The 17,107-nt window shown below is 33.3% G+C and carries 16 protein-coding genes and 1 tRNA gene; 12 read left to right on the top strand and 5 right to left on the bottom strand.

Going from position 1 to position 17,107, the window contains the following annotated elements; genetic code table 11:
- The 4 genes from PLA12_11550 to PLA12_11535 form a co-directional block, all read left to right on the top strand.
- Positions 1-2,817 (top strand): ATP-binding protein (locus tag PLA12_11550; protein HOQ33132.1); only part of this gene is annotated, 2,817 nt, incomplete at its 5' end.
- Positions 2,807-3,538 carry a response regulator gene (locus PLA12_11545; protein ID HOQ33131.1) on the top strand — a complete coding sequence of 244 codons (732 nt, stop codon included), beginning with the start codon at positions 2,807-2,809 and terminating at the stop codon, positions 3,536-3,538. The genes PLA12_11550 and PLA12_11545, both read left to right, overlap by 11 nt.
- A gap of 23 nt (positions 3,539-3,561) precedes the next feature.
- Complete coding sequence (locus tag PLA12_11540) at positions 3,562-4,164, top strand: glycine zipper domain-containing protein (protein HOQ33130.1); 603 nt, start codon at positions 3,562-3,564, stop codon at positions 4,162-4,164.
- Positions 4,165-4,228: 64 nt separating this feature from the next.
- Positions 4,229-5,464, top strand: a complete 1,236-nt coding sequence (locus PLA12_11535; protein ID HOQ33129.1) for a neutral/alkaline non-lysosomal ceramidase N-terminal domain-containing protein — start codon at positions 4,229-4,231, stop codon at positions 5,462-5,464.
- Positions 5,465-5,475: 11 nt separating this feature from the next.
- Here PLA12_11535 and serC read toward each other — a convergent pair whose 3' ends face one another.
- Entirely contained in the window at positions 5,476-6,567 is a 1,092-nt protein-coding gene (gene serC / locus PLA12_11530; GenBank protein ID HOQ33128.1) for a 3-phosphoserine/phosphohydroxythreonine transaminase, read from the bottom strand.
- 122 nt (positions 6,568-6,689) lie between these two features.
- Here serC and PLA12_11525 point away from each other — a divergent pair, with 122 nt between their 5' ends.
- Entirely contained in the window at positions 6,690-7,259 is a 570-nt protein-coding gene (locus PLA12_11525) for an RNA methyltransferase (protein ID HOQ33127.1), read from the top strand.
- A 4-nt stretch (positions 7,260-7,263) separates the two neighbouring features.
- Here PLA12_11525 and PLA12_11520 read toward each other — a convergent pair whose 3' ends face one another.
- From PLA12_11520 to PLA12_11505, 4 genes are all read right to left on the bottom strand, one after another.
- Positions 7,264-8,262 carry a Gfo/Idh/MocA family oxidoreductase gene (locus PLA12_11520; GenBank protein HOQ33126.1) on the bottom strand — a complete coding sequence of 333 codons (999 nt, stop codon included), beginning with the start codon at positions 8,260-8,262 and terminating at the stop codon, positions 7,264-7,266.
- 12 nt (positions 8,263-8,274) lie between these two features.
- Positions 8,275-9,249, bottom strand: coding sequence for a Gfo/Idh/MocA family oxidoreductase (locus PLA12_11515; GenBank protein HOQ33125.1), 975 nt, complete (start codon positions 9,247-9,249; stop codon positions 8,275-8,277).
- Positions 9,250-9,276: 27 nt separating this feature from the next.
- Positions 9,277-9,360, bottom strand: a tRNA-Ser gene (locus PLA12_11510).
- Between the two features lie 86 nt (positions 9,361-9,446).
- Positions 9,447-9,743 carry a (2Fe-2S) ferredoxin domain-containing protein gene (locus PLA12_11505; GenBank protein ID HOQ33124.1) on the bottom strand — a complete coding sequence of 99 codons (297 nt, stop codon included), beginning with the start codon at positions 9,741-9,743 and terminating at the stop codon, positions 9,447-9,449.
- Between the two features lie 79 nt (positions 9,744-9,822).
- Between PLA12_11505 and PLA12_11500 the strand changes: the two genes are divergently transcribed.
- The 7 genes from PLA12_11500 to PLA12_11470 form a co-directional block, all read left to right on the top strand.
- The gene (locus tag PLA12_11500; protein HOQ33123.1) at positions 9,823-10,824 is read left to right on the top strand and encodes a zinc-dependent alcohol dehydrogenase family protein; all 1,002 of its coding nucleotides are present in this window, start codon (positions 9,823-9,825) and stop codon (positions 10,822-10,824) included.
- A gap of 57 nt (positions 10,825-10,881) precedes the next feature.
- Positions 10,882-12,351, top strand: coding sequence for a rhamnulokinase family protein (locus PLA12_11495; GenBank protein ID HOQ33122.1), 1,470 nt, complete (start codon positions 10,882-10,884; stop codon positions 12,349-12,351).
- A 9-nt stretch (positions 12,352-12,360) separates the two neighbouring features.
- Positions 12,361-13,971, top strand: coding sequence for a peptide ABC transporter substrate-binding protein (locus PLA12_11490; GenBank protein ID HOQ33121.1), 1,611 nt, complete (start codon positions 12,361-12,363; stop codon positions 13,969-13,971).
- 15 nt (positions 13,972-13,986) lie between these two features.
- Entirely contained in the window at positions 13,987-14,904 is a 918-nt protein-coding gene (locus tag PLA12_11485; GenBank protein ID HOQ33120.1) for an ABC transporter permease, read from the top strand.
- Positions 14,905-14,906: 2 nt separating this feature from the next.
- Entirely contained in the window at positions 14,907-15,764 is an 858-nt protein-coding gene (locus PLA12_11480) for an ABC transporter permease (protein ID HOQ33119.1), read from the top strand.
- A 68-nt stretch (positions 15,765-15,832) separates the two neighbouring features.
- Positions 15,833-16,456, top strand: a complete 624-nt coding sequence (locus tag PLA12_11475; GenBank protein ID HOQ33118.1) for a hypothetical protein — start codon at positions 15,833-15,835, stop codon at positions 16,454-16,456.
- A 12-nt stretch (positions 16,457-16,468) separates the two neighbouring features.
- On the top strand, positions 16,469-17,107 hold a 639-nt coding region (locus tag PLA12_11470; protein ID HOQ33117.1), incomplete at its 3' end, for a hypothetical protein.

The following is a 17,107-nucleotide window of genomic DNA, read 5'->3' as shown; positions in this document are numbered from 1 at the left end:
CAAAAGGGAGAAATTGAGGGCTATGATGAGGAATTTCATCTATTTATTAAAGACTGCCTGAATTTAGATAAAATAACTCCAAATATCTGGTTGGATAATATACATAAAAGTGACCTGCACCTATTTCAAAATGTAATAAATCAAAAAAATATAAAGAATATAGGTGATAGGGTGACTATATACAGGACGAGAACAAAACAAAAAAATATTTATAACTTTCATATTACTCACAATCTTATATCATTTTCAGACAGTGACAAAAAAGATACACATCACAGATTCGTCTTTATTTATCCTCTTTGTAATAAATATCTAAAAGATGAGAAAAGAACACCACAATATCTACCCTATTTATTTAGTCTTACCACAAAAACAAATTTTGGGTATTTGTTAGTAGAAAAGGGGAAAATTTTATTTGCCAATGATAGCGCATTAGAACTTTTAGAAATTCCCAAAGATTATGATAGACATTATATAATAAAAGATTTTTTTCCGCAGATTTGCTTACATACAGATAACGAAAGACTGAATAAAATACTTGAAAACCCATTTCCTATAACAACAAAAAAAGGAAATAAAAAATGGGTAAAGTTATATATAAATAAAATAAAAATCAATTGTGGATATATATTTAATGTATTCTTTTATGATATTACATCTATAAAAGAGGTAGAAGAACAACTAAAAATCTTTAAATACATTGTTGATAATGCAGGAAATGAATTTTACTTACTTTATCCCGATGGAAAATTCGCTTATGTAAATGAATCGGCTTCGAAAAGTCTTGGTTATGATTTGCCTACCTTTCGTCAACTAAGTGTCCCAGAAATAGATATTTTATATACTAAAGAGGGTTTCAAAAAACATTTCAATGAATTAAAAAATGGATATAATTCCCCTTTTAATACAATCCATAGGCATAAAGATGGGCATCTTGTATATAAAGAAATAAAGTCAGTATACCTGAAAGTAGGGGAGGGCAAAGAATATATTTTTGGTTTTGGTCAGGATGTTACACAGAGAAAAAAAATAGAAAAATTTTTGGAGAGAGAACATTTATATGCTCGAATGATATTAGATGTTTCTAAACAAAGAGAAAAATCATCAAATGAAATATTATTTGAATTTTTTAACAAAGCTATTGATTTAACAAACTGCTGTGCCATTACATTATTTAGCGATGAAGTCGGGAAAAACATATATGAAACAGAATTGAATGAACGCCACAAATTTTCTTTTTATAAGAAAAATATTGATAAAGAAATAAAAGAAATAATTGAAAAAATAGAAACAGAATATCTTAATAATCCGAACATAAAAAGAGTATGGATGTCCATCACAGAAGATTTAACGATATTTAAAAGCGATAACACAAAATTATCTTTATCTATTGCATATATTCCTGTTAAAGACAAAAATCTAATCAGAGATGTAATAATATTTTTTAGAATTGATGAAAAATTTGATAGTGAGGAAATCAATCAGATTTATTTCTTTTGCAATTCCGTAGGGGATATGGTTAGAAGAGTTCAAGCCGAAGAACACTTAAAAATGAGAGAAAAAATATTAGAATCCGCTTCGAAATGTGCTTCAAATCTTTATACATCACAAAACTGGGAAAATGAAATTAATGGGATATTGAAAATATTAGGTGAAGCAATAAATGTAAGCAGAACCTACCTATTTAAAAATAGAGTTTTAAAAGACGGAACTATATTAACAGACCAATTATATGAATGGGTCGCACCAGGAATAAAGCCTCAAATTGATAATATGGAATTACAATCATTTAATTATGAAAGAAATGGCTATAAAAGATGGGTGCAATTGTTATCCAATGGGAACCCTGTTTTTGGTTGTGTAAAAAATTTTCCCGACATCGAAAAACCCGCTCTTAAAGCACAGGAGATTGTATCCATAGCAGTTGTACCTATTTTTGTTTTTGGTCAATGGTGGGGGTTAATCGGTTTTGATGATTGTATTACAGAAAGGCAATGGTCCTCTTCAGAGTTACATGCATTAAAAATAGTAGCAGAAATGATAGCCATTGCAATAGAAAAACAACATAAAGATAAACTAATAAGAGAACAAGAGAGAAAAATACAATCTATAGAAAAACTTTCATCTCTTGGTGTTATGGCAAGTGGTATCGCTCATGAAGTGAATAATCCTTTGACTGTTATTTCTCTTGCTACTCAACATATAAATAATTACATAAATGAGAATGAAAAGTATTCAAATAAAGATATTTCTATGCTTGTTAATAAAATACAAAAAAATGTAACAAGAATAGAAAACTTGATAAAGGCATTGAAAATATTCTCCAGGCAAGAAACAAAACATACATTACAACCATCTAAATTAGAAAAAATTATAGAAGATGCTCTTGAACAAATTAAACCAAGATTAGAAATGCAAAAAATAAAGTTCACTTATCAAAACGATAATAAAGATTTATATGTGGAGGCCGTTCCCACATTATTAACTCAAGTAATTGTAAATATACTAAACAATTCTATGGATGCAGTTGAGCAGATACCACAACCTAAAATTTCCTTAAAAATAGAAGAAATGGATGATAATATCAGAATTCAGGTTGAAGATAATGGACATGGTATACCCAAAGATATTCAAGATAAAATTCTTGACCCATTTTTTACAACAAAAGAAGTAGGGAAAGGTACAGGATTGGGACTAAGTCTTTCTAAATCAATTATGGATATTCATGGCGGAACACTGGAATTGGATAATAAATCAAAAAAGACATGCTTCGTTATAAACCTTAAAAAATGTGAGGCTATCAAAAATGGGAAATAAAAAAACAATATTTATACTTGAAGATGAAATAGACCTGAATGAGATGATTGCAATAGAATTAGAAAGCAGGGGATATGATACAACTACTTTTTACAATCCGAAGGATTTTATTAAGACCTTTTCAGAGATAAAACCTGACCTGCTTATTACCGACTTACGCCTACCCGAAATATCCGGAATAGAAATTATTAAAATGGCAAAAAAAATCGATGCATATAACCCTCCCATTATCGCTATTACTGCATATAATGATGTGCCATCACAAAACTTATTTCAAATTGGAGCCGAATCGGTTATATACAAACCTTTTCAACTACTTTTACTTACATCTACAATAGAAAGATTATGCACCCCATGGGAACAAAGATTACAGTTAGATATAGAAAAACAGGGACTATATTCAGGGTGGATTCGGAAATTAGATACAAATAAGATGGATAATATACTAATAGGAAGAGGTGGTTTTTCCTTCGCTACTGAAGAGAAAATAGGGGGCAATGAAATTGTTGAATTTTCTATAAGATTGAAAAATCAAGAAGAAACTTTTTTAACAGGCAAGGGCATTATTCGGTGGGATGTAGTAAATTTCATAAATAAAGAAAAAAAAATGGTAAATAAATATGGCGTAGAATTCGTTTATTTAGATGATAATAGTAAGGAATATATTCTTTCGTTAAGATATAATAATATAATACCTTATATTCCTTATGATGAAAACTAAAAAAGAATAAGAAAGGAAACACTATGAAAAAATTTCTCTCACTGTTTTTACTTATGATAATTACTATCTCCTTTGTGCTCTATGGAACGGGATGTCAAACCTATGGTGAAGCAGGCGGATTAGGTGCTGCTTTAGGTGGTGCAACAGGTGCTATTATAGGGCATCAATCCGGACATACTCTTGAAGGTGCGGCCATAGGTGCAGTTCTTGGCGGTATAGCAGGATTGGTTGCTCACGACATAAAAGCACAAAAAGCAAAGTCCGCTGAGCAAACAGCTACAGAATACAATTACCAGGCCAGTCAAGGTGAACGATTATCCTTTGAACGGGCAGAAGTTTTGCCCAATGTAGTTACACCCGGAAATATGATTGAAGCAACTGTTCAATATGCTTTATTAGGAACCGGTTCCGGAACCACTGTAACAGAAACACGAAGCCTTTTAAAAGGCGAACAACTCATTGCCGACCTTTCCTCTTCCTCATTTAACAGAAATGATGGAACATGGGTAAGCAGTCAGCAATTCCGTTTACCTCCTAATTTATCACCAGGACAATATACAATATTATTCCGTGTCTCCACGAAACTATCCTCCATTTCAGGAAGAGCTACATTCGTTGTAGATTAAATATATGAATAAATATACACTTATTGTTGTATTATCAGTGATATTTTTAATGGGGGTTTGTTCTATGTCATTTTCAGAAATTTATGCAGGAATATCCAGAGTTTCTATAAACCCCATCAATCAAGGCTTAAAAGTTCAGTTAGGTGGATATGGCGAAAGACAAGGGAAACCGGCATTAGGCACTCATGATGAAACATGGGCAAAAATACTAACACTGAAAAATGATGATGAATATTTATTCATAATTAGTTTAGACATTTGTCATGTCCCCTGGAGTTTGGTAGAACATACAATACAAAAAGCAGAATTACCTTTTGTTAATCAAAATAATGTTTTAATGATGTCAAGTCATACCCATGCAGGACTTGAGGGTATGTCTATGGATGAAAGAAACATTGTTAATAATCCTAACATAGGAATTTTTGATGCAGAGGTATTGCAGTATGTCTCTTCACAAATTGCAAAAGGAATTCAGGAATCAATAAAGACACTTTCACCAGTAACCTTTTCAGCAGGAAGAATAGCAACAAAAGGGTTAAACAGAAACAGAAGGCATGAGGAATTACCTACCGACCCATATCTTACTGTATTAAGATTTGATAAGGAAAACAAACCCTGGGTAGTTTTTGTTAATTTTACCGCTCATGAAACTATAATGACACCTAATGAAATGTTATTATCCGCAGGTTATCCAGGAATAATACAAAGAACTATAGAAACCTTTTATCCCGGAACAACCTGTATGTTTTCTAACGGAGCAGAAGGCGATGTTGCTCCATCAGGTTATAAAGGAGCCTCTGCCTGGGAATCTATGGAAAACTATGGACTTAATTTAGCAAAACTTGTAACAGATATACTCAAAGATTTAAAACCCAAACCTATATCATTATTTAAACATGATGTTTTATGGAAGGAATTACCATCTAAAAAGGTAGCACCTGACTTCTTTAAAATAGCAGGGGACGAATACAATGTTTCAGAGGAAATGGTAAATGCTATGATAAACCAATTATTTCCATCAAAAGCACCATTTCATTTCATACAGATTAATGATTGTGCCATTGTTACTTTCCCAGGTGAACCTATAACTGAAATAGGTATGGGAGTAAAACAAAAATTAGAAAGTCAAGGAATAAAAATACCTGTTGTTACTTCTTTTACCAATGACCTGATAGGATATATTCTCACAGAAAAAGAATACCAACAGAGTGGCTATGAAGTAACGGCTTCCTTCTATAGACCTCAATTAGGGGAAACGATTATTGCCACTGTAAACGAATTAATAGAGAGGAATAAATAAGGTATTATCTATTATCCATGGGATTGTGCAAAATCTTTCATAAATTGAGCCAATGCTTGACAGCCTTCATAGGGCATAGCATTGTAAATAGACGCACGACAACCACCTACAGAACGGTGCCCTTTTAATTCCTTCAAGCCTTCCTCGCTTGCTTTAGATATAAATTCTTTTTCAAGTGTTTCTTCAGGAAGACGGAATGTAACATTCATTCGTGAACGGCTCTCTTTTTTAGCATGACCTTTATAAAAACCGTTACTTTCATCAATAACTTGATACAACAATTCCGCTTTTTTCTTATTTATTTCTTCAATTTTTTCTAAACCGCCGATATCCTCATATAGCCATTTTACCACCAAACCAACAATATAAATACTCCATGTAGATGGTGTATTATAAAGTGAATTATTTTCTACCATGAGTTTGTAATCTAACAAAGAAGGTAGTTTCTCAGGAACAATCGATAATAAATCTTCTCGAATGATAACTACCGCAATACCCGAAGGACCTACATTTTTTTGTGCCCCTGCGTATATTAATGCATATTTTGTTATGTCTATAGGACGAGAAAGAAAATCAGAAGAAGCATCACAGAATAAAGGCTTATCACCAACATCAGGTTCACTAAAAAACTCAATCCCTTGAATTGTTTCATTAGATGTAAAATGGACATACTTTGCTTCATCGGAAATATTTATTTCAGAGGAAGAAGGCATTCGAACATAATTTTCACTTTTACCTGACCATGCTTCACGAACATTACCATGTTTTTTGCCTTCACTCATTGCTTTCGATGCCCAGGACCCAGTATTAATATAATCCGCTGTCCCTCCATTCAAAAAATTCATTGCTAACATCGAAAATTGCATAGTTGCACCGCCAGGAGTAAAAATAATTTTATAATTATCTGGCATATTCAATAACTTTTTTAGATAATCTTTTGCTTTTTCTAAAATCTCATCAAATGATTTAGAACGATGACTTATTTCCATGACCGAAGCCCCGGCACCCGGATACACTAATAATTCTTGTTGTGCCTGTACTAAAACAGGTTCTGGTAACATGGAAGGACCTGCGGAAAAATTAAAAACACGACCTTCTAACATATTTTTCTCCTAAAAGATTAAATGTGAATTAATTATTGAGATTTTAGTAAAATGAAGCCCGAAATCTATAATTTCAATAATTATAGCATATCTTTTGTAGAGGTTTAAACTTTAATAGAACAATGGACGAATTAGAACAATATAAGCGTGACCCAGTTCCGTATTCTCCTCAGGAACCTTTTTATAAAGGACTGGATATAAATTCTTTAAATCCAATTCAGAGAAACCCTATTCATGTTGTATTGGACAATTTAAGAAGTGCCTATAATGTAGGTTCCATTTTCAGAACAGCAGATGCAGGTGCTGTAGAACATTTATATCTTTGTGGTATGTCTGCCCATCCGCCACACAAAAAAATAGAAAAAACAGCATTAGGAGCCCATGAATATATCCCTTGGAGTTATTATGAACGAACAAAAGATTGTATAGTAACTTTAAAAGAAAAATCTATACCTATTGTAGCCATTGAAATAACAGAAAACTCAAAATCTTGTTTCGATTACTTCTGGCCTTCACCCGTTGCAATTGTTTTAGGTAATGAAGTAATGGGAGTTCAAGAAAGAGTATTAAAAATTGTTGATGATATAGTTCATATTCCCATGTATGGTTATAAAAACACCATTAATGTTGCAACCAGTTTCGGAATTATTCTTTACGATATACTTTACAAATGGAAAAAACAAAACTCCTGACGATTTAACATTTCGCTCTTTTTATTTTAACCTTTTTCCCAGCCTTATACGACTCGTATGCAAATACCGTAACTTCAACAGAACGCAAACCATCAATTCCCTTCGACATAGGGTCTCTTTTTTCTTGAATAGATTTTACAAAATCCTGGATTAATCCCAAATCAGGATTATCACCCCAGAAGCCCCATTCCGTTTTCATCGCAAAATCACTATATATGTTTAATTTTTGATTAAATGCATCTAGATATAAAACGCCTTTTGTCCCTATAAATTCCATAGTTACATCACCCCAGGTTGGGAAACTCTTGGGTCGGTTCCAACTTGCAATATGGGATACCTGAATACCACCTTCCATTTCTAATTGTAAACATCCCATATCATCCGTTTCTAAAATCCCCTTATGCATTTGATTTCCCAATTCGCAATATACACTATCAAATTCTTTATCTAACATCCATCTTAAAAGGTCTGCTACATGTACCGTATGGTCCATTACTGCACCACCTCCTGAAAGTTTAACATCACCAAACCAACCACCAGGATAAGAACCATTATTAGTGCATGAAATAGAAAGAATAGTCCCTAATTTTCCCAACCTTATATATTCCTTAGCCTTCAAGATAGGGGTTAAGAATCGGCACGGAAAAGCAACACCCAAACCCACACCTACTTTTTTACAAGTGTTTATCATACACATTGCATCTTCAATAGTTGTTGCAAGGGGCTTTTCACAAAGTATCCATTTCCCTGCTTCAGCAGATTTTATTGCCATGGGTTTGTGATTGACATTTTCGGATGTAATAATGACACCGTCTAAGGGTAGACTTAAAAATTCATCTAAATCTTCAACAAAATTAGTTTGATATTTTTGGCTGGCATCTTTTCCTCTTTCTTTATCATCATCCCAGATAGCAGTCAATTCTGCTTCAGGAATTAAATTTACACAATGTGCATAACTATAGGCATGCAAATGAGCAAAACTCAAAATTCCGAGTTTAACCATCTCAATTCCTCCTTATAAATTCACAGGTTGTTTGATTTTTGCTGAACGAAGGCAAGCACTTACAATTTCCACTGCTTTGAGGGCATCATACATCGAAACACGCGGTTCTTTACCATCTTTAATCCAACTTATAAAATCTTCCCATTCTTTTTGATAAGGGCTTTTTATTACAGGACTTTCAGGAACAATAGTCCCACTAACCTTATTTTGTTCCCTTAATTGAACTTCAAGTGGAGTTTCCATGTTATCGTAATACATAAGACCATCACTACCACATACTTCAACTTTGACACGAAATCCCGATGGATGAGCCCATGTGCCTATAACCAGAGCCAGAACCCCATTTTTCATACGAACCGTTACCTGTGAATAATCTAATGGCGCACAATTCTTTTCAATGAGGTTTTGACAATAAACGGTTTTAACCTCTCCAAATATATACCTCAACCAATCAATATCATGTATCATACAATCAAAAGTAACACCTCCACTCTTAGAAAAATCACGAAACCAACTATTTTTACCCTGTGGTGGCATTCCTCCACGATACATTTTTATAAAACCTACTTCACCTATTTTCCCAGATTTTATCTGCTCCTGAATAGATTCAAACTCATGGAAATAACGAACGACATGTCCTACAAAAAGTTTAATTTTTGCCTTTTCTGCCTTTTGAATAACCTTTTTGCATTCTTCTACAGTCCTGCAAAGAGGTTTTTCACAAAATATATATTTCCCTTTTTTTATTGCCATGTCAAGCATGGGAAAATGCAATGGTGTGGGAGTGGCTATTGCTACAATATCTACATCTTTATTAGCCACTACATCTTCCCAATTTTTCACGAATTTGGCTTTGAAACTCTTTGCTAAGGCTTTTCCACTTTGAGAATTAACATCGGAACATTGGACAACTTTAAGACCACATTTTTCTGCCATTTCTGCGTGGAGCCGACCCATTGTCCCACAACCAAGAATTCCTACATTCATAATATTCCTCCTAATAGTTAAAAAAAATGGCGGAGGGTGGGGGACTCGAACCCCCAAGCCCGAAGGCGCCGGTTTTCAAGACCGGTGGATTACCAATTATCCTAACCCTCCAGATAAATAAATTTTATTTTTGACCATATATATACATAAAACGCAAAGGTCGTTTCAAAAAGATAATTAAGGGTCAGCAGATATGATTATATTAAAGGTTTTAGTAATTCATCAAAAAGAAATTGCAAATCCTCTTCTTTAACATTACTATACCAGATACCTTCCGGATAAACCATAATATTAGGTCCTTGTTCACATTTGCCCATACAACCTGATTTGGAAACACGGATTTGGTCTTTTAAATTTCTCTCTCGAACCATTTGCTTTAATTTCATGGCTATTTCCTCGCTTTTTTTCGCTGCACAACAGGGCTTCGACGAGTCTTCTTTTTTATTCGTGCAAACAAAGATAATTCTTTTATAAGGGGCAGGTTGTTTTAACATAGTCTATTCCTTACCAATCTACTTATATTATAATACATACAAAGTAAAAAATGTTCACAAGTATTAGAGAAATACGACTATGAGAACTATGGTTTTAAAACAACAAGATTCTATAGATGTTTCTCCATTGACTATGGAACAATGGGACATCCCCGAACCTAATGAAAAAGAGTTGTTAGTAAAGGTAATATGTTGTGCTATTTGCAGAACAGATTTACATATTATTGAAGGAGAATTATCCCCCAAACGATTACCCATAATCCCAGGACATCAAATCGTAGGTATTGTAGAAAAAACAGGGAACAAATGCACCCAGTTTAAACGAGGAGATAAAGTTGGAATTGCCTGGCTAAGAAAAACTTGTGGAGACTGTTCTTTTTGTAAAACAGGAAAAGAAAATTTGTGTGAGAACAGTTTATATACAGGTTATCATGAACATGGAGGATACGCAGAATATACTCTTATAAATGAAGATTATGCTTATGCCCTACCTAATAACATAGAAGAAGCAAAGATAGCACCCTTACTTTGTGCCGGAATAATAGGTTATCGAGCATGGAAAAAATCAGAAATTAAAAAAGGACAAACTTTGGCTTTATATGGTTTCGGGGCATCTGCTCATATTATTTTACAAATTGCAAAAGCAAAAGGGGCTTGTGTCTTTGTAGTAAGTCGCAATGAAAACCATCAAAAATTAGCAAGAGAATTAGGTGCAGACTGGGCAAATAATGACCCATCAAAAATCCCGGAGTTGCCAGATGCCTCAATAATCTTTGCACCAAATGGAAATCTTATCCCTCCTTCTTTACAATACTTAAAAAAAGGAGGTAAACTTGTTTTAGCAGGAATATATATGTCAGATACTCCTTCTCTGGAGTATGAAAAACATCTTTTTTATGAAAAACAAATTATTTCCATTTCTGCAAATACAAGAAACGACGGTCAAGAATTGTTTGAAGAAATGAAAAATATACACATTCATACACATATCGAAAAAACATCCTTAAAAAATACGAACCAAATACTCCAAAGATTAAAAAAAGGAACTCTTAATGGAAGTGGTGTAGTTGTAATTGATTAGAATTATGAATAAAATAAAAAGACATAATATATATTCATAAAAGAAAGGGCATGTAAGATGAGTAAAAAAGTATACCAATTTTTGGCATTCGATTTAGGTGCTGAAAGTGGAAGGGCTGTTTTAGGAACATTAAAAGACCACAAAATAGACTTACAGGTAATACACCGTTTCAGAACCGAAGGCTTAATAATGTTAGGTGTTCGCCAATGGGATTTAGCAAGAATCTATGAAGAAATGTGTTTTGCCTTACGAAAATGTGCAAAAGAATATACATCAGATTTAGATGGTATTGGTGTTGACACCTGGGGAGTTGATTTCGGATTGATTGCAGAAGATGGTTCTGTAATAGCCAATCCTGTCCATTATAGAGATAAGAGAACACAGGATATGATGGAATATGCTTTTTCAATTGTCCCCAAAGATGATATATACAAAATTACAGGTATACAATTCTTACCATTCAATTCATTATTCCAGATTCTAAGTTTAATAAAAACAAAATCACCTTTTTTGAAAATAGCCGATTCTCTTTTATTAATGGGAGATTTATTCGGTTATTTATTAAGCGGAGTTCGTTCCTGCGAATATACAAATGCCTCTACAACACAAATGTTGGATGCAAAACAAAGAAATTGGAGTAAGGAATTAATCAAGAAATTTTCAATTCCTGAGAATATATTAGAAGAGATTGTGCCACCCGGAACAATATTAGGAGGATTATTACCCGAAATTGCCCATTATACAGGTATTTCTCCAGAAACCCCTATTATAACTCCCGCAACACACGATACCGCATGTGCTGTTTCCGCTATCCCCATTACAGATACATCCGAACCCTGGGCATATTTATCCAGTGGCACATGGTCCTTACTGGGAACAGAACTTAATGAACCTAACATTACAAAAGAAAGTATGGAAGCAGGATTTACAAATGAAGGAGGCGTCGGGAACAAAATTCGTTATTTAAAGAATATATTTGGATTATGGCTTGTTCAAGAGTGCCGAAGAATTTGGGAACGGGAAGGTTTCCAAATTTCGTATGAACAATTAACCAAAGAAGCAGAAGAAGCAGAACCTTTTAAGGCTCTTATTCCGGTAAATGAACCCAGACTATTAGCCCCTGAAAATATGCCCAAAGCCATACAGACTATATGCGAAGAATTAGGATTTCATATCCCTAAAACCAAAGGGGAAATTGTTCGTTGTGCTCTTGAAAGTTTAGCCTTGAATTATCGGCAAACTATTAAATCTTTAAATAAATTATTAAATTGCAAAATTAAAAAATTACATATTGTAGGTGGAGGTGTGCAAAACAAACTTCTTTGTCAGATGACTTCGGATGCCTGTAATATCCCTGTAATAGCAGGTCCCATAGAAGCAACTGTATTGGGCAATATAGGTGTTCAAGCCTTAGCCGTCGGAGCCTTAAAATCACCGCAGGAAATACGAGAAGTTATTGCTAATTCCTTTATACTCGAAGAGTATAAACCCAAAAATACGGCTCCATGGGATAAATGGGACAAATAAACAAACAAAATGCACAATGAAAAATACAAAATATTTTTAATACTACTACTTTCTATATTTTATCTCTCTTGTTCATCCTATAAATCAGAAAACACAAATGAATTATTCGTAGGAAATGGGGCAGAGGTTCAGGACTTAGACCCAGCAACAGTTTCCGGTGTAACCGAACATCGGATTTTGTGTTCACTTTTTGAAGGTTTAACATCCCTTGACCCAAAAACATTAGAGCCAATACCTGCTGTAGCTGAAAAATGGGATATTTCTGATGATAAAAAAATTTATACTTTCTATATAAGGAAAAATGCATATTGGTCAAATGGAGACCCCGTTATTTCTCAAGATTTTATCAATTCTTGGAAAAGGATACTTTCTCCAAAACTATCATCAGAATATGCCTACCTTCTTTTTTGCATAAAAAATGCAAAAAAATATTATGAGGGACAAATAAAAAATTTCTCAGATGTAGGTGTTGTAGCAATTGATGAGCATACGCTAAAAGTAGAATTGGAATATCCTACAGCGTATTTTTTAAAAATGCAGGTTCATAATATATGGTATCCCATACATAAAAAAACAGTAGAAAAATATGGGGCTATAGATGAAAGAAATAATCCATGGACACATACAGGAAATCATATAAGCAACGGTCCTTATCAATTAGAAGAATGGACACCCAATAAGATAATAAGAGTTAAAAAGAACCCATATTACTGGAATAAAAATAATGTTCTTATCGAAAAAATTTCCTTCTATCCCATTGATAATCAGATGACAGAAGAACGTCTTTTTAGAATAGGTTATTTAGATTTAACAAGCACAATTCCTTTGAGAAAATTAGACTATTATAAAATCAATCAACCCCAATCATTGGTCCTTTACCCGTATGTCGGAGTGTATTACTATCGAATAAATGTAAAACATCCCGTGTTAAGCAATCCTTTAGTAAGAAAAGCATTGGCTTATTCAATAGACCGCAACCAAATTACAGAATTTGTTTTGAAAGGTGGCGAACAACCCGCATTATGTTATGTTCCGAATGGTATGGGTGTTTATAAGTCCCCGCAAGATATCGTCTTCAACCCGGTATATGCAAAACAATTACTCGCAGATGCAGGTTATCCCGATGGAAAAAATTTCCCGACAATTGAAATTCTTTTCAATACTTCGGAAGCCCATAAACTTATAGCAGAGGCTATTCAAAGAATGTGGAAAAAACATTTAAATATAGATGTAAAACTATTAAACCAGGACTGGAAGGTGTATCTTTCTTCAATGAATCAATTAGACTATCAGATTGCTCGTTCTGCATGGATTGCCGATTTTCTTGACCCCATAAATTTCCTCGAATGCTTTTTAAGTTATAGCGGTAATAATAGAACAGGATGGGAAAACAAACAATACGATACTTTTGTCGAACAAGCATATAGAAAAGCCGATGAAACCAAAAGAAATGAGCTTATGTTCCAAGCAGAAAAAATAATATTAGATGAATTGCCAATTATACCGATATACTTCTATACTTGGAAAATGTTGATTTCATCAAGAGTAGAAAATTTTAATCCTAATGTGCTCGGTTATATCCGATGGCAAGAATTAAAAATAAAAAATATTCCCAATTAATCCGGAATGATACCCATGAGGAGATATCTACTTAGAAAAGTATTGCTATTTATACCCATATTATTATCAATAATTACGCTTACTTTCTTTCTGGCCCGTTTAGCACCCGGAGGCCCGTTTGATAGAGATAAGAATGTCCCAGAAGAGGTTCAGCGGAGTTTAGAAAAATATTACCATCTGGATGAACCCCTAATAAAACAATATTTTAGATATTTATACGGAGTTATTCGCTTCGATTTCGGTCCTTCTTTTCGTAAACCAAGTTATACAATTCGGGAGTGGATTTTAATGCGCCTTCCCATATCTGTTGAATTAGGCATATATAGTTTAATCTTTGCACTTTTTGTAGGTTGTTTATGCGGAATAGTATCTGCATTTTACCAAAACACATGGATAGACACATGTCTTACTCACTTTGCTGTTTTAGGAATATGTATACCTGCCTTCGTTATAGGTCCCGTATTGGTTCTTATATTTGCACTACAATGGGAAATACTCCCAGTGGCTGGATGGGATTTCCCACAGCAAAAAATATTGCCTTCTATTTCTTTAGGTTTTGTATATTCTGCATATATTACACGCATTATGCGTTCGGGAATAATAGAAGTGATGAAAAAGGACTATATAAGAACAGCCATTTCCAAAGGGGCTTCCGGTAAGAGAGTATTGCTTATTCATGCGTTAAAAGGGGCACTCCAACCCTTAGTGACATTCTTAGGTCCTGCCACTGCAGGTCTCCTTACCGGGTCGTTTGTTGTTGAGACTATCTTTCAAATTCCAGGGTTAGGTCGGGAGTTCGTTGAAGCAACTTTTAATCGAGATTATACAATGATAATCGGTATCGTTTTCGTCTATGCACTTTTAATACTTATATTAAATTTAATTGCAGATATTATTCAGGGCTATCTTGACCCAAGAATTTCTTACGAGTAAATATGGAAATAAAAGAAATAGATAAATATAAAACTTTAATAAAAAAAGTTATACCTGAACTAAATAAAAAAGGAAAATGGGCATTATTACTATTACTTACTATCATAATTTCTTCTTTTATCGTTCCTATATTTTTGAATACTACTTATGAAGAACAAAATCTTGAATTAGGTGCAGTGAAACCTTCTTATGAACATTGGTTCGGAACAGATTTATTAGGCAGGGATTTATTTGTAAGAACACTTTATGGTATCAAAATATCCTTCTGGGTAGGTTTATGTGCAACGGTTGTTGCCTTATTAATTGGAGTTAGCTATGGTTCTATTTCAGGTTATGTAGGCGGATGGATTGATACATGGATGATGTATTTCGTAGATATCCTATATACAATGCCTTTTACTATGTTTGTAATTATTTTAATGACATTTTTCGGCAGGAATTTTTATCTGTTATTTATAGCCATCGGTGCAGTAGAATGGCTTACTATGGCTCGAATTGTTCGAGGGAAAGTCTTATCCATTAAACAACAGGAATTTGTATATTCTGCAAAAGCACTCGGATTTTCTACTCCCCGTATTCTATTTAAACATGTTATCCCCAATTTATTAAATATCGTTATCGTCTATACTACATTAACAATCCCTCAGGTAATCTTATTAGAGGCTTTTTTAAGTTTTCTTGGTTTAGGCGTGCAACCCCCGATGTGTTCTCTCGGTGTATTAATCCGTGAAGGTGTAGAAGTGATGGAAGAATATCCATGGTTACTGCTTTTCCCAGGATGTTTTTTCGTGTTAATACTACTACTGCTAAATTTATTAGGGGATAGTTTACAGGATATAAGAAACGAAAAAATTGGATAAATATTCTAATAAATAGCGAAAATCTTTGTTATAATTATAGTGTATATAAATAAAGAATTAAATATATTATGAATGTCCTGAATACAAATATCATAAATAACCCATTAACTTTTTATAGATTAGACCCGGGAGAACCCGGTGTTGCTCCCCCAACTCCTGCTTCCCTGAGTGCCTTTACTGTTTTTTCACAAGAAGCACGAAACAGACAAAGATTAAAGGCAGAGGCGCTTATGGAAGGGAAAGAGGTAGTGTTTTTAAATACAGAATATAAACTTCGGAAAAATGGGTCTTTTCTGACAATGGTAGGCGGAACCACAACTATTGTTACAAGAGAAAAAACAAACGAAGAAAAGAAAAAAATATTAGATTTAGCGAACGGAGAACAAAAAATAAATACCAACATAAATACAGATAAAATAGATAATGCACTGAAAATAAAAGAAAATTTACTCAAAGCAGAACGAAGGATGTTGAAAATAAAATTAAAGAATGTAGAAGGAGAAGAAAAAAGAATTATTGAAACACGATTGAAAGAAATAGAATATGAATTAAAAAAGATAGAAAAATTAAAACAAGAACAGAAGCAGAATGATAAAGAAGAAGCGGACAATCCCTTAAATGATAATGCTGTGCAAGGTCTATTAAATTCACTGGATAATCCAGCAGGTCTTATAATTGATTTAATGGTATAGCGTTGTAAAGTTATGTGTTCATCTTGCATTGATAGAATTAAAGCCGAAATAATCACCTCCCAACTAAAAATTTCATGGTACATAGTAACAGGAAGTCTTGATTCTATTATATCTATACCAGAAAATTTTGAATGGGTCGGAAAAAGTGAAATTAATATCTTATTCCGTAATAAAAATGGTGAGAAAATAAATTATGAAATTACCGATTTGGAATTCTCTGAGTATTATGATGAAAAATCTTTCGGAATATTACAAAAACTATATTGGAAACAAAACCAATTAAGAATGCTTTATTATGCCTTAAACAACCTCCCCGTCATTTTTATAAAAGGTGAATTATTAATTAATAATCCCTTACATAAAGATATTGAATTTATCCCATTTTGTTTCAATATTAATAAAGAAATAAAAAATATAGAGAAAAAAGAAATCGATATCAATAATAAAAAACTTGCATATATCCAATCCAATACAGGAAATGCTCTCCTGTTTTATAATGAGTGGGGAATAAATTTAAATATAATAGACAATAAAGAAATACGAACTGTATATATGGGGATGCAGAAAAACAATAGTTACGATTGTAAATCTATAATCCAGTTACCACAAATATACATTTATCCTATAAATAATTGTAATGAAAATGAAATT

Source organism: Candidatus Hydrogenedens sp. (assembly GCA_035378955.1).
Classification (GTDB): domain Bacteria; phylum Hydrogenedentota; class Hydrogenedentia; order Hydrogenedentales; family Hydrogenedentaceae; genus Hydrogenedens.
The sequence above is the reverse complement of the archived record's forward strand: the minus strand, read 5'-3'. Positions and strand labels throughout refer to the sequence as shown.

Excerpts from the sequence above, each read along its gene's own strand:
- PLA12_11545 (HOQ33131.1), top strand. The coding sequence starts at position 2,807 with ATGGGAAATAAAAAAACAATATTTATACTTGAAGATGAAATAGACCTG.
- PLA12_11540 (HOQ33130.1), top strand. The coding sequence starts at position 3,562 with ATGAAAAAATTTCTCTCACTGTTTTTACTTATGATAATTACTATCTCC.
- PLA12_11535 (HOQ33129.1), top strand. The coding sequence starts at position 4,229 with ATGTCATTTTCAGAAATTTATGCAGGAATATCCAGAGTTTCTATAAAC.
- serC (HOQ33128.1), bottom strand. The coding sequence starts at position 6,567 with ATGTTAGAAGGTCGTGTTTTTAATTTTTCCGCAGGTCCTTCCATGTTA.
- PLA12_11525 (HOQ33127.1), top strand. The coding sequence starts at position 6,690 with ATGGACGAATTAGAACAATATAAGCGTGACCCAGTTCCGTATTCTCCT.
- PLA12_11520 (HOQ33126.1), bottom strand. The coding sequence starts at position 8,262 with ATGGTTAAACTCGGAATTTTGAGTTTTGCTCATTTGCATGCCTATAGT.
- PLA12_11515 (HOQ33125.1), bottom strand. The coding sequence starts at position 9,249 with ATGAATGTAGGAATTCTTGGTTGTGGGACAATGGGTCGGCTCCACGCA.
- PLA12_11505 (HOQ33124.1), bottom strand. The coding sequence starts at position 9,743 with ATGTTAAAACAACCTGCCCCTTATAAAAGAATTATCTTTGTTTGCACG.
- PLA12_11500 (HOQ33123.1), top strand. The coding sequence starts at position 9,823 with ATGAGAACTATGGTTTTAAAACAACAAGATTCTATAGATGTTTCTCCA.
- PLA12_11495 (HOQ33122.1), top strand. The coding sequence starts at position 10,882 with ATGAGTAAAAAAGTATACCAATTTTTGGCATTCGATTTAGGTGCTGAA.
- PLA12_11490 (HOQ33121.1), top strand. The coding sequence starts at position 12,361 with ATGCACAATGAAAAATACAAAATATTTTTAATACTACTACTTTCTATA.
- PLA12_11485 (HOQ33120.1), top strand. The coding sequence starts at position 13,987 with ATGAGGAGATATCTACTTAGAAAAGTATTGCTATTTATACCCATATTA.
- PLA12_11480 (HOQ33119.1), top strand. The coding sequence starts at position 14,907 with ATGGAAATAAAAGAAATAGATAAATATAAAACTTTAATAAAAAAAGTT.
- PLA12_11475 (HOQ33118.1), top strand. The coding sequence starts at position 15,833 with ATGAATGTCCTGAATACAAATATCATAAATAACCCATTAACTTTTTAT.